Annotated in this window: 14 protein-coding genes; 3 read left to right on the top strand and 11 right to left on the bottom strand. The window is 72.4% G+C overall.

Annotated elements, in window-relative coordinates; all coding sequences use genetic code 11:
* Window position 1 precedes the first annotated feature (1 nt).
* Window positions 2-712 carry a vitamin K epoxide reductase family protein gene (locus H9652_RS05530; protein WP_191795369.1) on the bottom strand — a complete coding sequence of 237 codons (711 nt, stop codon included), beginning with the start codon at window positions 710-712 and terminating at the stop codon, window positions 2-4.
* 187 nt (window positions 713-899) lie between these two features.
* Between H9652_RS05530 and H9652_RS05525 the strand changes: the two genes are divergently transcribed.
* Complete coding sequence (locus tag H9652_RS05525; RefSeq protein ID WP_191795368.1) at window positions 900-1,133, top strand: PLDc N-terminal domain-containing protein; 234 nt, start codon at window positions 900-902, stop codon at window positions 1,131-1,133.
* Between the two features lie 54 nt (window positions 1,134-1,187).
* On the opposite strand, the gene H9652_RS05520 is transcribed toward H9652_RS05525, so the two are convergent.
* The 8 genes from H9652_RS05520 to H9652_RS05485 all read right to left on the bottom strand — a co-directional run bounded on the left by H9652_RS05520 (window position 1,188) and on the right by H9652_RS05485 (window position 10,671).
* Window positions 1,188-2,423, bottom strand: a complete 1,236-nt coding sequence (locus tag H9652_RS05520) for an MFS transporter (protein WP_318244006.1) — start codon at window positions 2,421-2,423, stop codon at window positions 1,188-1,190.
* Between the two features lie 170 nt (window positions 2,424-2,593).
* Window positions 2,594-3,298, bottom strand: coding sequence for a metal-dependent transcriptional regulator (locus tag H9652_RS05515; RefSeq protein WP_318243995.1), 705 nt, complete (start codon window positions 3,296-3,298; stop codon window positions 2,594-2,596).
* A gap of 105 nt (window positions 3,299-3,403) precedes the next feature.
* Window positions 3,404-4,303, bottom strand: a complete 900-nt coding sequence (locus H9652_RS05510; RefSeq protein ID WP_191795365.1) for a metal ABC transporter permease — start codon at window positions 4,301-4,303, stop codon at window positions 3,404-3,406.
* A complete protein-coding gene (locus H9652_RS05505; RefSeq protein WP_191795364.1) occupies window positions 4,300-5,082 on the bottom strand; it encodes a metal ABC transporter ATP-binding protein in 783 nt (260 codons plus the stop codon). Before H9652_RS05505 ends, H9652_RS05510 begins: the two co-directional genes overlap by 4 nt.
* A 98-nt stretch (window positions 5,083-5,180) precedes the next feature.
* Window positions 5,181-6,122: a metal ABC transporter substrate-binding protein gene (locus H9652_RS05500; protein WP_318243994.1), complete on the bottom strand. Its 942-nt coding sequence runs from the start codon at window positions 6,120-6,122 to the stop codon at window positions 5,181-5,183.
* Between the two features lie 145 nt (window positions 6,123-6,267).
* On the bottom strand, window positions 6,268-6,984 hold the full coding sequence (locus H9652_RS05495) for a YceI family protein (RefSeq protein WP_191795362.1): 717 nt from the start codon (window positions 6,982-6,984) through the stop codon (window positions 6,268-6,270).
* A gap of 85 nt (window positions 6,985-7,069) precedes the next feature.
* On the bottom strand, window positions 7,070-9,028 hold the full coding sequence (locus H9652_RS05490; RefSeq protein WP_191795361.1) for a metallophosphoesterase family protein: 1,959 nt from the start codon (window positions 9,026-9,028) through the stop codon (window positions 7,070-7,072).
* A gap of 68 nt (window positions 9,029-9,096) precedes the next feature.
* Window positions 9,097-10,671 carry an MFS transporter gene (locus H9652_RS05485; protein WP_404821997.1) on the bottom strand — a complete coding sequence of 525 codons (1,575 nt, stop codon included), beginning with the start codon at window positions 10,669-10,671 and terminating at the stop codon, window positions 9,097-9,099.
* A 104-nt stretch (window positions 10,672-10,775) separates the two neighbouring features.
* On the opposite strand from H9652_RS05485, the gene H9652_RS05480 reads away from it, so the two are divergent.
* Window positions 10,776-11,345 carry a TetR/AcrR family transcriptional regulator gene (locus H9652_RS05480; protein WP_191795360.1) on the top strand — a complete coding sequence of 190 codons (570 nt, stop codon included), beginning with the start codon at window positions 10,776-10,778 and terminating at the stop codon, window positions 11,343-11,345.
* Window positions 11,346-11,766: 421 nt separating this feature from the next.
* On the opposite strand, the gene H9652_RS05475 is transcribed toward H9652_RS05480, so the two are convergent.
* Both H9652_RS05475 and H9652_RS05470 read right to left on the bottom strand, forming a co-directional pair.
* A complete protein-coding gene (locus H9652_RS05475; RefSeq protein ID WP_318243993.1) occupies window positions 11,767-12,399 on the bottom strand; it encodes an SGNH/GDSL hydrolase family protein in 633 nt (210 codons plus the stop codon).
* Window positions 12,396-13,211 carry a FadR/GntR family transcriptional regulator gene (locus tag H9652_RS05470; RefSeq protein WP_191795359.1) on the bottom strand — a complete coding sequence of 272 codons (816 nt, stop codon included), beginning with the start codon at window positions 13,209-13,211 and terminating at the stop codon, window positions 12,396-12,398. Before H9652_RS05470 ends, H9652_RS05475 begins: the two co-directional genes overlap by 4 nt.
* A gap of 94 nt (window positions 13,212-13,305) precedes the next feature.
* On the opposite strand from H9652_RS05470, the gene H9652_RS05465 reads away from it, so the two are divergent.
* Entirely contained in the window at window positions 13,306-14,931 is a 1,626-nt protein-coding gene (locus H9652_RS05465) for an ABC transporter substrate-binding protein (protein WP_225227789.1), read from the top strand.
* Window positions 14,932-14,963 lie beyond the last annotated feature (32 nt).

Genomic DNA, 14,963 nt, shown 5'->3' with positions numbered 1-14,963 from the left:
GTCAGACCGTCTGGAGGTACTCGACGATCGTGGGGCCCATCTCGAGGAAGACCCAGGCCACGAGGAGCACGTAGAGCACAGCGAGGAGCGTCCCCTTGTTGTCGACGATCACGCGGCGCACCCCCTCGGAGACCTTGAGGTACCCCTCCTGGACGGCGTGCACCACCTGGAACCAGAAGATCGGCAGCGTCGCGGCCCACACGACCATGCAGAACGGGCAGAGCACGACGAGCACGTACAGGCTGGTCCACACCAGGAAGACGATGAGGCCCATCGCGACGGTCGTGACGGCGAGCATGGTGAGCCAGAACCAGCGGGGCAGGCGGGCGCCGGTGAGGACCACGACGCCGATCGTCATGACGACGGGGAAGGCCGCGACGCCGAGGAACGGGTTGGGGAACCCGAGGAGCGCCCCCTGCCACGAGGCCATCGCGGGGCCGCAGTCGAGGAACGGGTTGAGGGAGCACGCCGCGACGTGGTTCGGGTCGATGAGCTTGAGGTAGCGCTCGATCGCGAGCCAGGCCGCGCCGACCAGCCCGACCGCGCCGGCGACCAGGAGCACCCACCCGAACGCGCGGGGGGTGAGGTTCTTGGGGTCACCGTCGGGGACCGGGTGGCCTCCCCCCTCGTCCGGGCTGAGGAGGTCGGCGGACTCGCCGGTGGCGCCCGGGGTGCGCCCGGTACGGGAAGGACGGGTGGGGCTCTCGCTCACGAACCGCTCCTGAAGGGTCTGCGCGTGCACTTCCGGCACACAGGTGGGCCCAAGGTACCGGCGATCTCTGTGGCTTGGCTGAACGCACCACGTACACGCGCGCCCGCTGCCCCGCACCGAGCGCGTCGGGTCGAGCACGCGTAGCGTCGTGGGCACAGGTCGACGTACCGACACGGGAGGGGTGCTCATGGCGCACAAGAAGTCGTGGAGCGAGTTCAGCGGTCGCAAGAGGGCTGTGATGGTGGTGGCCTCGATCGTGCAGGTCACGCTCACGGTCGCGGGCTACCGCGACCTGGCCAGGCGGTCCGCGGACGAGGTCGAGGGCTCGAAGCTCGCATGGGGCGTGGCGATGCTCGCGAACTGGGTGGGTCCGATCGCCTACTTCGCGAAGGGCCGCAAGGGGCTGGGCCTCAACGGCTGAGGCGTCCCCCACGGGTGAGCGACGGCTCGACCCTCCGCGGAGGGTCGAGCCGGATCAGGCGCTGTCGGCCTGCGACGGCTCCGCGTGCGCGTCCTCGCGGACGTGCACGACGCGCTGACGCCCGAACAGGGCGATGATCGCGAGGCCGGCGAGGGTGAGCACGAGGCCGGTCCACGCGAGGTCGAGGTAGCCCCAGCCCGCGGCGATGACGAGGCCGCCGAGGAACGCGCCGTTGGCGTTGCCGACGTTGAGAGCCGAGTGGCACAGCGCGGCCCCGAGCGACGGGGCGCCGGGCGAGAGGTCCATGAGCCGGGTCTGGAGCGCGAGACCCAGGATCTGCGACGTCACGCCCAGCAGGAACAGGGACGCGACGGCCGGGACCGGGCTCTGGCCCGTGAGCGCGAACGCGACGAGAGCCGCGGCCGTCGAGCCGAAGCCGATCCACACGGTCCGCAGCACGTCCTTGTCGGCGAGCCGTCCGCCGACGATCGTCCCGAGCGTCATGCCGAGGCCGAAGATCGCGAGGACCACGGGCACGACTCCGAGCGCAAGACCCGTGACCTCGGTCATGGTGGGTGCGACGTAGGAGTAGACGGCGAACATGCCGCCGAAGCCGATCGCGCCGCCCACGAAGCTGATCCACAGCGGGCCGTTCCTCAGCGCGGCGACCTCCTGGCTCACGCTCGACCCGGTGTCGCCCGCGCCGGCGGGGACCCAGCGCCACAGGGCCGCGAGCGTGATGCCGCCCAGGACGCCGATGAGGACGAACGCCGCACGCCAGCCGAGCTGCTGGCCCGCGAACGTCGACAGCGGCACGCCGACGACGTTCGCGATGGTGAGGCCGGTCATCATCATGGCCACGGCGTGGCCGCGTCGCCCAGGTCCGGCGACGGCGGCGCCGACGGCGGCCCCGACCCCGAAGAACGCGCCGTGGGGCAGTCCCGCGAGGAAGCGGCCCGCGATGAGCCACTCGATGCTGGGGGCCGCGGCCGAGAGCACGTTGCCGAGCGTGTAGGCGAGCATGAGCGCGATGAGCAGCCTCTTGCGCGAGACGCGCGCGGCGAGCACGGTGAGCAGGGGCGCGCCGACCACGACGCCCACGGCGTAGGCCGTGATGGCGTGCCCGGTGACCGGGATGGTCGCACCGAGGTCTGCGGCGATGTCGGGCAGGAGGCCCATGGTCGCGAACTCGGTCGTGCCGATCGTGAAGCCGCCCGCGGCGAGCGCGAGCAGCGCGAGCCCGGCCGTCCGGGGACCACGGCGTGCGCCGCCCGCCCGACGACGTCGCACGCCGCCCGGGGCGGGCGCGTCGAGAGTGTCGGTCGGGCCGGGCGCGCTGGTGCTGTCGACGGTCAAGGCGGGACCCCTTCGAGGGTGTTCACGGGCAGGTTGCTGCGGATCGAATCGATTCGAGCCGTTCGCTGACGCCGTCGGCAGCATGATGCGGGAAGAACGCCAGTCTAGACCGGGGTGCGTCCCGCGGCGAGGGCCTGCGGCACGACCCACACGCGGGACGCCGCCGGCAGCCCCAGGTGCACCGGGCTCCCGTCGCTCCCCCACGTGATGGCCATGGTGCCCGCGTACTCGCGCCGCTCCTGCACGCAGACCTCGGCGTCGAGCCCCAGACCCAGCTCGGCGAGGTACCGCAGCACGTCCGGGTCCGAGTCGGAGATCCGCGCGACGACCGCGCACGCCCCCGCGTCGAGCTCCGAGAGCCGGACCGCCGCCGGTCGCGGGACGTGTCCCGCGGCGGTCGGGATCGGGTCACCGTGCGGGTCGCGCGTCGGGTGGCCGAGCAACGCGTCGATGCGGTCGAGCATGAGGTCCGACACCGCATGCTCCAGGACCTCGGCCTCGTCGTGGACCTCGTCCCACGAGTACCCCAGCTCCGAGACCAGGTACGTCTCGAGGATGCGGTGCCGCCGCACCATCGCGACCGCGTGCGAACGACCCAGGTCCGTGAGCTCGATCGCGCCGTAGCGCGCGTGCACCAGCAGGCCCTGCGAGGACAGGCGGCGCACGGTCTCCGAGACGGTCGAGGCCCCGACGCCGAGGCGGTCCGCGAGGAGCTTCGTGGTCACGGGCTCGTCGGACCACTCCTGCGCCGACCACACCACCTTGAGGTAGTCCTGGGCGACGGAGGTCAGGTCGAGGGGATGGTCCACGGCGCTCACTCTATTTCACGGCCCTCCGCGGGGCCGGGCGGACCGAGGTCCGGACGCCTGCGCACGCTCCGGCCCCCGGCCCGGTGCAACCGCCGGCCCGGCCCCTCACCCGGCGACCACCTCCGCGGGCTCGCTCTCCGCCGTCGGGCCCGCGGCCTGCACGCGCGGGCGGCGCGCCAGGTGCACCACGTACGCGACCGCGAACACGACACCCTGTGCCACGACGATCGTCGCGGCGCTCGCGGTGTCGAGGTAGTAGCTCGCGTAGATCCCGACGACCGCGCAGCCCACCGCGACGAGCGGCGCGACCACGAGCATGCGGGACATGCGGTCGACCAGGAGGTAGGCCGTGGCCCCCGGCGTGATGACCAGGGCCACGACGAGGACGACGCCGACCGCCTGGAGCGCGACCACCACGGTCAGCGCGAGCGAGCCCAGCAGCAGCGCCGACAGGCGACGCGGCGAGATGCCGACCGCGTGCGCGTGCACGGGGTCGAACGCGAAGAGCGTCAGGTCCCGCCGCTTGAGCACGAGCACCACGGTCGTCAGCGCGCCGAGCACCACGACCTGCCACAGGTCCGTGTCGGTGATGCCGAGCATGTTGCCGAACAGGATGTGGCCCAGGTCGATCTGGCTCGGCGTGACCGAGACGAGCACGATCCCGATCGCGAACAGCGTCGTGAAGACCACGCCGATCGCCGCGTCCTCCTTGAGCCTGCTCGTGTCCCGGACCGTGCCGATCAGCGCGACGGCACCGATCCCGAACACGAGCGCGCCCACCGCGAACGGCACCCCGACGATGTAGGACAGCACGACGCCCGGCAGCACGGCGTGCGAGACCGCGTCCCCGAGCAGCGACCAGCCGATCATGATGAGCCAGCAGCTCAGGAGCGCGCACACGATGCTCGCGACGACCGCGACGAGCAGCGCGCGCTGCACGAACTCGTACTCGAGGGGCGCAGCGAGCCACGTCCCCGCGGCAGCGAGCAGGTCCAGCGGGTTCATCGCGTGGCTCCTTCGGTCGTCGCGGAGCCCCGGCTCGCCGCGAGCGGGTCGATCCCGAACGTGCGGGCCAGGTTCTCGGGGCGCAGCACCACGTCGGGCGGACCGGTCATGATGACGCGGCGCTGGAGCAGGATCGCGTCGTCGACGAGGTCCGGCAGGGAGGACAGGTCGTGCGTCGAGACCAGGACGGCGCAGCCGGCCGACGCCAGGCTCCGCAGGACCGCGGTGATCTGCGCCTCCGAGACCTTGTCGACGCCGGCGAACGGCTCGTCGAGCAGCAGCAGCCGCGCACCCTGGGCGATCGCGCGGGCGACGAAGACCCGCTTGCGCTGCCCCCCGGACAGCCGACCGATCTGACGGTGCGCGAGGTCCGCGAGCCCCACGCGCTCCAGGGCGTCGGCCACGGCCCGGCGGTCCCCGGCACGCGCCCGGCGCGTCGGCCCGAGCCCTCCGTAGCGCCCCATGGTCACGACGTCGCGCACGTCGACCGGGAACGCCCAGTCGACGTCCTCGGACTGCGGAACGTAGCCGACGAGCCCGTCCTTGCGCGCCGCGTCCGCGTCCGTGCCGTAGATCCGCACGTCCCCGGCCTGGGTCACGCCGTTGCCGCGCGTCATGCCCATGACGGAACGGAACAGCGTCGACTTGCCCGAGCCGTTCGCCCCGATCAGCCCGGTCACGGTGCCGGGAGCGAGCGACAGACCGACGTCCTCGAGCGCGAGGACCTCGCGGTACCGGACGCTGAGACCGCGGACGGCGAGGGCGGGAGTGGGGTCCATGTGCGGCTCCGGGGTGTCGGGTCGGGTGTCGGGTCGGGTGGTGGGCCGGCTGGTGGCCGGACCGGGGGTCTCCCCCACGGTCGCCCGGCGAGCGGTCGTCACGACCCGCCCCGCAGCCCCGCGCTGATGACGCGCGCGTCGTGGGCGAGCAGGTCGAGATAGGTGGGGACGGCGCCGTCGGGCCGGGACAGCGAGTCGACGTAGAGCGTGCCCGCGTACGTCGCGCCCGTCTCCGCCGCGACCTGCCGCTGGGCTGCGGCCGAGACCGTGGTCTCGCAGAACACGGCGCGCACGTCGTTCTCGCGGACGTAGTCGATGACGCGCGCGACCTGCTGCGGCGTGCCCTGCTGGTCGGCGTTGACGGGCCACAGGAACCTCTCGTCGAGCCCGACGTCGCGCGCCAGGTAGGAGAAGGCCCCCTCGCACGTGACGAGCGCGCGGGAGCCGGCCGGGACCTGGTCGACCTCGGTCGCGAGCTCGCGACCCACGGCCTCGATGCGCTCGGCATAGTCGGCGGCGTTCGCGCGGTAGTCGGCCGCGTTCGCCGGGTCTGCCGTCGCGAAGGCCTCGCCGATGTTGTGCGCGTAGATCGCGCCGTTGACGGGTGACATCCAGGCGTGCGGGTTGGGGCGCCCGTCGTACGCCCCGGAGCCGATCTCGATCACGTCGACGCCTTCGGAGACCGTGACGTGCGGGGCGTCGAGCCGCGCGACGAAGGGCTCGAACCACTTCTCGAGCCCGAGCCCGTTGTCGAGGACCAGGTCCGCGCTCGCGGCGCGGCGCAGGTCCGCGGGCGTGGGCTCGTAGCCGTGGATCTCGGCGCCGACCTTGGTCAGGGACGCGACCTCGACGTGCTCCCCGCCGACCTCGCGGGCCATGTCGGCCAGGACGGTGAAGGTGGTCAGCACCTGCAGCCGCCCGACGGCGTCGCTCGCCCCCGCGACGAGGCTCTCCTCGGGGCCAGGCTCGCCCTGGGCGGGGTCGACCGCGCAGCCCGTGGCGAGGAGCAGTGCGACGAGTCCTCCGAGAAGGGGTTTCACCCCTGTGCGAAGTTGAAAGTTCGGCATACCGAACTTTAACCGTGGACGGGGCTCCGCGTCGAGTACCGGGGGCTGACGTTCGAGCCCGGATCCGCTTCCCGCGGGATGCGCGGGGACGCCCGGCCGGGCGAGTCCAGGAGGCGGTTCAGGGCGCGGGGGTCTGCGCGGGCGCACCGCGTTCGAGCTGGAGCAGCATCTCGACGGTGCCCGTCGGGTCGAGCGTCACGAACGGCAGCTCCGGCACGTGCACGCCGTAGTCGGCGAACGTCACCGGGATGGCCCCGCTCACCTGGACCCCGTCGCCCGAGCGCCGCGCCTCGAGCGTCACGGTCACGGGTTCGGTCACGTCGCGGATCGTGAGGGTTCCCCGGGCCTTGACCGTCAGGGGCTCGCCCCGGTTCTCGATCCCCGCGAGGTCGACCGGCTCGGTGAGGATGAACACCGCGTTGGGGAAGACGTCGGTCTCGAGGAGGCGCCGGAACGCGTCGTCACGCACCACGCTGTCGCTCGCGATCGATGCCGTGTCCACCGTGACGTCGGCCCGGACGAGCTCGCCGTCGGTGACCACGAGCGAGCCGCCGACCGCCTCGGTACGGCCCACGACCGTGCCCTTCTCACCGCTGAGAACCTCGTCGACCCGGTACCCGGCCTGCGAGCCGGGACTCACGACCCACGTGCCGTCCGGGTCGAAGGGCCCCGGATCGGGCGACTCCGACGGCGGCGCGCTCTCCCCCGGCGTCTGCAGGCCCAGCGGAGGCGGCGGGTTGCCCGCGGAGATGCGCGTCACGACGTACGGCCCGGCGAGCACGATCGCCAGCGCCGCGACGACCGCGACGAGGATCCACCGGGCACCTCTGCTCATGCCCCGTATTCTGCCGTGCCGCTCACGACCGTCCGGACCTCGAGGGTCCGATTCACCCGGTCCGGCGGGATCGCTCACGGGTCCCTCACCTCCTCCCGCTCGCCGAGGACCCGGCACCGACGATCAGGGCGTCCGGCACGACGGCGCCCTGGTCCTGCTCGGGCTCCCCGGCGCCCTCACCCCCGCTCCCGTCGCCCGACCCGTCCCCCTCCTCGGTGCCGTCGGGGACGACGTCCCCGTCGGTGCCCTCGGTGCCGTCGACCCCCTCGAGGACCTCCTCGGTCGCCGGCACGGGGAACGGCTCGCGCGCCGAGACCTGGGCGCTGCCGTCGGGGAAGACCTGCACGAGCTGCCAGTCGACGAACTCCCGGGCGACCGGGTCGAAGCGCAGGACCGTCATCTCGGCGACTCCCTTGAGGGGCCCGACCGTCGGCTCGCCGGACTCTGCACCCGCGGTGCTCGCGTTGACGTAGCGGATGCCGAGCCCGAACTGCTCGGGCCCCTTGCGCCGGTGCGTGTGGCCCGAGACCTGGAGCGGGACGCACCCCGACTCGAGCGACTCGTTCCCGATGCGCGGGGTGTGGATCAGGAGCAGGTCGACGCCGTCCTTCGCCGAGCACGCGGTCTCGGCGAGCCGCTCCGCCTGCTCGGTCGGGGTCTCGGGCCGGGACGCCTTGGAGCCCGCCCCGATCCGCGTCTCGAGCGCGTCGCGGTCGCCGAGGATGCGGACGCCGTCGACCTCGATCACGTCGCCGTCGAGGATCTTGACCCCTCGCCGGCGCTCCTGCGCCGAGGTCTCGACGCTGTCGTGGTTCCCGTCCGCGACGACCATCGTGGCGCCGTCGGGCACGGCGGAGATGAAGGAGTTCACGCAGAACTGCTCGACGCTCGTCCCGTTCATGGTCGTGTCGCCCGCGTTGAGAACGATGTCCGCCCCCGACCGGACACCCGCGGTCTTGATGAGCGGGGTCATGCCGGTGTTGCAGTGCAGGTCGGAGACGACCAGCATCGAGACGAGCTCGTCCTCGGGGGTCGCGGACGGCGCCTCGGTCGGCCCGGGGGTGCCGGCGCGGCGTGCCGGGTCGTCGGTCTCCCCGGCGGTCGCTTCGGCTGCGCTGCCCGACGGCGTCTCCCCGGTCGGGTCCGCACCCTCGCCCTCCGCGCCGGCAGGGTCGTCCGGGAGGCCGTCCACCCCGAGGCCCCCTTCCGCCGGGGGCTCGGCAGCCGCGTCCCGCGCGGCCTGCGCCTCGGCCTCCGCCTGGGCGGCCGCAGCCTCCTCGAGCGCGTCCCGCTCGTCCCACGCGGCCACGAGCGCGTCGTTCGCCCCCGCGTAGAACTTCTCGTTGTCACGGTAGGCGTTCAGGAGCTGGCCGCCGTAGGTGTCGACGACGCCGGCGAGCCGCCCCGTGATCCGGGCACCCTCGAGCGGGGTGCCTTCGAAGACCGCGGACGCGGGACGCGAGTCCGTCTGCGCGGTCTCCTCGCCCGACGCCGAGACCACGCCGACGACGAGCGAGACGACGAGGACGCCCGCGGTGAGCTCCCAGGTCCGCGGGGCGAGGGCGTCGGATATCTCGACGCGTCGGCCGCGACCGAGCAGGAGGTAGAGACCGGCACCGCCCGCTGCGACGACGAGCACCGCCAGGCCCGTGCGGGCCAGCGCGTCGACCACGAGCGCACGGGCGACCTGGTCGATCGTGGTCTGCGGGCCGCTGAAGAACTGCAGGTACCCCTGCAGGTCCTGGCTGAGCGCGGCGATCGTGGTGGCCTGGTCGAACGCCGTGAGGTCCGCAGGGATCTCCTGGACCGTGATCCGGGCTCCCAGCCCGGCCGGCAGCGGCGAGTCGATCTCGAGCGTGCCGAGCGGCCCCAGGTCGACCACGACGAGGCTGTCGGTCGTCACCTCGTACCGCGCCTCGTGAGGACCCAGGCTGAGGTCGGCCGTCGCGGTGGTCACGCCGAAGACGACGCAGGGGACGAGGAGCGCGAGCCCGACCAGCGTGCGTCGGACCCAGCGGGGCGGGGTGATACGGGGGCGATTCATCACCTCTCACCCTTCCCGATCCGCCACCCGGATGCCAGCGGGCACGCTCGCCGGCATCCGGGTGAATGTCACGCCCGCGCGGAGCGCAGCGCCACGAGGGCGATCGTGGCCGCCACGAGCATGAGGCCGAAACCGATCCACGACGTCGTCCCCACGCCGCTGCCGAAGGCCTCGTGCGCCGAGGCCAGCAGAGCCTGGGCCTGGTCGGCCGGCAGTGTCTCGGCGACCTGCGTCGCGCCCCCGAGGGTCTCGGCGGCTGCGGTCGCGTCCGCGACCGGTACGCCGTCGGGCACGACGACGTTGCGGTGGTAGGACGCCGTGAGGATGCTGCCGAGGACGGCCGTGCCCAGCACGGCGCCGACCTCGTACGCGGTCTCCGAGATCGCCGAGGCGGCCCCGGCCTTGTCGGCCGGGACGGCCGAGACGATCAGATCGTTCGACACGGTCTCGGCCGCGCCGATCCCGATCGCGAGGACCACGAACGCGACGACGAGCACCATGAGCGTGCTCGCACCCGCGCTCAGGGCCACGATCGCGTAGCCCGCCGCGGCGAACAGCAGCGCGACCGCGACCACGTACGACGGTCGGACCCGGCGCACGACCCGCACGACGAGCAGGCCCGCGACGATCATCGCGGCCAGCCCCGGCAGCAGCGCGTAGCCGGCCTTCATGGGGCTCAGTCCGATCACGAGCTGGACGTCCTGCGACACGAAGAACAGGAAACCCACGAGCGAGAACACGGACAGCAGGTTGATCACGACCGCTCCCGAGAACTCGCCCCGGCGGAACAGGCGCACGTCGATCATGGGGTCGGGCCGCCCGAGCTGGCGACGCACGAACACCCACCCGGCGACGACCCCGAGGACGAGCGCACCCACGGCGAGCGCGCTGGGCCCGGACTTGGCGAGCGTCTTGATGCCGAGCACGATCGGCGCCATGGTCGCCATCGAGAGCACGATCGACAGGACGTCGACCCGGCCGGGGTTCGCGTCCTTCGACTCGGGCACGAAGATCGGTGCCAGGACCAGGAGGAGCAGCAGCACGGGGACGGCGAGCAGGAAGACCGAGCCCCACCACGAGTGCTCGAGCAGGAAGCCGCCCGCGATCGGGCCGATCGCGTTGCCGGCCGCGAAGCCCGCGGCCCAGATCGCGATCGCGAGCCGGCGCTCCTCGCGGTCGGTGAAGATGTTGCGCAGCAGCGAGAGCGTCGGCGGCATGATCATGGCGCCGAAGAACCCGAGCCCGGCGCGCGACGCGACGAGCGCCTCGGCGCTGGGCGCGTAGGCCGCGACGACCGAGATCGCGGCGAAGCCGACGGCTCCGACCAGCAGCAGCCTGCGCCGCCCGATGCGGTCGGCGAACGAGCCCATCGAGACGAGCAGCCCGGCGAGCACGAGCGGGTAGATGTCGATCATCCACAGGAGCTGGGTCCCCGTGGGGCGCAGCGCCTCGGAGATCTGCGGCAGCGCGAAGGTGAGGACCGTGTTGTCGATCGAGACGAGCAGCACGGGGAGCATGAGCACGGCGAGCGCGATCCACCGGCGGTTGCGGGTCAGCGGCGTACCGGAGGTCGCGGGGTTGGTCGAGGCGCCCTGGGGGCCGTTCGGGTCCCGGGGCGTCCGGTTGTCCTGGACGAGAGTCACGGGAGCAGTCCTTTCACGTACGAGGACGGTCGGGGCGGCGCTGTGGCGCCGGACTGCCAACCGTCCAGACGGTACAGTAACCGACCGGACGGTACACTTTCAAGATGCCGCCGCCCCCTGCCGCTCGCGCCAAGGTCCTCGAGGCATTCGCCACCCTTCTCGTCACTCAGGGAGAACGCGCGGCCACGCTCGACGCCGTCGCCGCGGAGGCCGGCGTCTCCAAGGGTGGCCTGCTCTATCACTTCGGTTCCAAGATCGCGCTCGCCGAAGGGCTCATGGGGCTCCTGCGCGAGCTGACCGCTGCGGACGTCGAGACCATGCGCTCGTGGCCGGCCGGCCCCGTCGACTACTTCATCCGGACGTCCGCCGACTCGGACAGCGGCTTCGAGCTCGTCTACGTCGCCGTCTCACGGCTGGCCCAGGGCAGCTACCCGCAGGCCCGTGCCGCGCTCGACGACGCCCACGACGCCTGGACCGGCGCAGTGCTCGAGGTCGTCGGCGACCCCGTCCTCACCCGGGCGATCATGCTCATCGGCGACGGCCTGTACGCCCAGGCCAGCGAGCACTTCGCGAGCGGCGAGGCCCCCTCGGCCGCGAGCCAGGACCGGGCCGGCTCGATCGACGAGCTCCTCGGCCTGATCGACGAGATGGTCACGCTGCGCACCCGGCGCTGACTCCCGTCGCGCCCGCCCGACCGCTGCCAGGTGCGCGAACCGGTGCGACGCCGTCGGGCACCGCGCAGGATCCGGACCGTGACCGACCGCGCCGGACGACCCCGGACGTGCGGGAGGCGTCGGCCGCCCCCAGTGGCAACCGACGCCCCTTTCCTCCCGCACACCTCATGCGGTCCCCCCGCCCTGCGAGCAGCGCGGGGAAATCCCGTACCTCGTCCCGGTCCCACGGTCCGTAGCGTGGGCGCGTCCGGGAAGACGACGGTCAGGGAGTGCCCCAGGGACACTCACGGACCAGTGTCCCCCCTCGGCCGCGCCTTCGCCAGACCGGACGCCGGCCGTGTTGCGCACTGCACACGTCCGGGTGCAGGAGGCGCCTCTCCCGACCGCGGCACGACGACGTCCCGGGGGCCGGGCGACAGCCTCACCCCAGCCGCACCACGCCGGTCCACGCCTCCGCGAGCAGGTCGTGACCCGCCGGGGTGGGGTGCACACCGTCGTACGCCCAGGCCTGCGGGCCGAGCCCGCTCGTCGCGACGGCCTGCGCGAACGGCCCGTCGGTCGCCACGAGCGGCAGCCCATACTCCCCCGCGAGCCGCCGCACGACCTGGATCTTGGGGTCGAGGTCCTCGCGCCAGCCCCACTGCTCCGCGCGGACCGGCACCAGGAAGGGCTCGACCAGGACGATCGACGCCCGCGGCGCACCGACCCTCGTGCGGTCGAGCAGGTCGCGGTAGCCGGCCTCGAACGCCTCGGCGCTCGTCACGTCCCCGGCGTCGTACCGGCGCCACGTGTCGTTGATCCCGATCTTGATCGACACGAGGTCGGGCTCGAGCGCGAGGACGTCCGCGTCCCACCTGGCTCGGAGGTCCACGACCCGGTGACCGCTCACGCCACGGTTGAGCACCTCGACGCCGTGACGCCCGCACACGCCGGCGACCCGGGACGCATAGCCGTGCCCGAGACCGAACTCCCCCTCCGCGAGCCGCCCGGCGTCCGTGATCGAGTCGCCGATCAGGACGGCCCGCGACCCCGGCGCCAGCACCGCGCGCCTCACGCCGTGCCCGCCTCGACGGCCGCGACGGGACGTTCGCCCCGCCCCGTCACCGTCGCGGCCGCGGCCCGCTCGGCCTCGACCGTGGCGGCAACGTGACGGAGCGCGTCCTGGAGCGGTGCGTAGTGCGCGACGACCGCGGCCCGGTAGGCGTCGGCGTCCCCCGCCTCGGCCGCCCGCAGCATCGCCCCGTGCGCCTTCGCCGTGAGGTCGATCTGCTCGGGCGCCGGCAGGCCCAGCTTGGGCGAGACCACCTGGTGCACGTCCCAGAACGCGGTGCCGAGCTGCGCGACGAGGAAGTTGTCGAGGTGCGCGAGCAGGTGCGAGTGGAACTCCCGGTCCTCCTCGAAGAAGTCCTCACCCTTCTGCGCCTTGCGCTCCATCGCGGCGACGAGGTTCTCGAGGTCGGGGTTCGACGTCCCGGCCATCTCGGTGACGATCTGCTCGGCCATCGACAGGTCGAGCGCCTGACGCACCTCGACCACCTCGCGCAGCGCCGAGAAGTCGTCGCCCGGGATCAGCACCCCGCGGAACACGAGTCCCTCGACGAGCGGCTTGAGCGAGAGCTGGCCCACGTAGGTGCCGTAGCCGTGCCGCACCTCGACGATGTCGAGGGCCGCGAGCGTCCTGATCGCCTCACGGACGTTCGACCTGCTGACCCCGAGGAGCGAGCAGAGCTCGGCCTCGGTCGGCAGCAGGTCTCCGGGCCGCAGATGTGCCCGCAGGATGTATTCCTTGATCTGTTCGGTAGTCGTCGGGGGACGCACCCCCTGACCTCCGAAGCCCAGATGTCCCCCGGGCTCGGTAGCTGTCATGCGCCTTGACCTCCTCAGAAATTGCCTCTACGGTTCAACCCTACCAGCGTCAGACATCAGACGTCCTATATCTGGAGAGTTCATGGCTACCTCGATGGCGACTAGCACGAACGCGACCGACACCTCTCGCCGGAGCTTCCTCAAGCTCGCCGGCGTGATCGGCGCAGGAGCGGTGATCGCAGGCACGATCGCTGCCTGCGGCGGACCCGCGTCCACCTCGGCCGACCCGCAGACCACCCCCGCCGGTGGCGGGGCCAAGCCCAACCTCGACGGCACGATCGAGGCGGGCATCTCCTACGCCCTGTCGACCGGCTTCGACCCCATGACGACGTCCGGCGCCGTGACCATGGCCGCCAACTGGCACGTCCTCGAGGGCCTCGTCGAGCTCGACCCCGCAGCCCGCACGCCCTACGCCGCGCTCGGCAAGGAGCTGCCCAAGAAGATCGACGAGACCACCTGGGAGGTCACGCTGCGCGACGGCGCGACGTTCCACGACGGCTCCCCCGTCACGACCGACGACGTGGTGTTCAGCTTCAACCGCGTCCTCGACCCGGCGAACGCCTCGCTCTACTCGCAGTTCCTGCCGTTCCTCGCCTCGGTCGCCGCCAAGGACGACAAGACCGTCACGTTCACGCTCAACTACCCGTTCGGGCTGTTCGTCGACCGCGTCTCGGTCGTCAAGATCGTCCCGAAGGCGATCGTCGAGGCCGACCCCAAGGCCTACGACTCGCTGCCCGTGGGCTCTGGCCCGTACAAGCTCACGAGCGCGACGGTCGACGACAAGATCACGTTCGAGCGCTTCGACGCCTACAACGGCTCCCGCCCGGCGCTCGCCAAGGCCATGACGTGGAACCTGCTCTCCGACGCCGCCGCCCGCGTGACCGCGGTCGAGTCGGGCCGCGTCCAGGCCATCGAGGACGTGCCCTACCTCGACGCCGACCGGCTCGCGAACGCCGTGACCGTCGAGTCCGTCCAGTCGTTCGGCCTGCTGTTCATGATGTTCGACTGCTCCAAGGCGCCGTTCACCGACAAGCGCGTGCGTCAGGCGTTCTTCCACGCGCTCGACATGGACAAGATCATCAGCACGGGCCTGCTCGGCAACGCGACCGCGGCGACCAGCTTCCTGCACAAGGAGCACCCGTCGTACGTCAAGGCCTCGACGGTCTACTCGCACGACCCCGCCAAGGCCAAGAAGCTCCTCGCCGACGCGGGCGTGAGCAGCCTGGCGATCACGCTGCTGACGACCGACACGAGCTGGGTCAAGGACGTCGCCCCGCTCATCAAGGAGGACCTCGACGCGGTGGGGATCTCCACGACCCTGGACATCGGCCAGTCCGGCGGGCAGTACAAGAAGGTCGACGACGGCGGGCTCGAGGTCATGGTGGCCCCCGGCGACCCGTCGGTCTTCGGCAACGACCCCGACCTGCTGCTGCGCTGGTGGTACTCGGGCTCGGTCTGGCCGGTCAAGCGCTACCGCTGGGCGAGCACGCCCGAGTTCGCGGAGGTCACGCGCCTGCTCGACCAGGGCGCCGCCGAGCCGGACGCCGCCAAGCAGAAGAAGACCTGGGGCGAGGTGTACGACATCCTCTCCGACGAGGTCCCGCTGTACCCGCTGCTGCACCGCAAGCTGCCCAGCGCGTGGGAGGACTCGGCGCTCGACGGGTTCAAGCCCCTCCCCGTCACGGGCCTGTCCTTCCTGGACGTCTCCCGCACCGCCTGACGTCCCCGTGTTCCGGGTGGCGGGGGGGGGCG

It is taken from the genome of Oerskovia rustica, assembly GCF_014836555.1.
Classification (GTDB): domain Bacteria; phylum Actinomycetota; class Actinomycetes; order Actinomycetales; family Cellulomonadaceae; genus Oerskovia; species Oerskovia rustica.
Note: the sequence above shows the minus strand (reverse complement) of the source record. Positions and strands in the feature narration are given on the sequence as shown.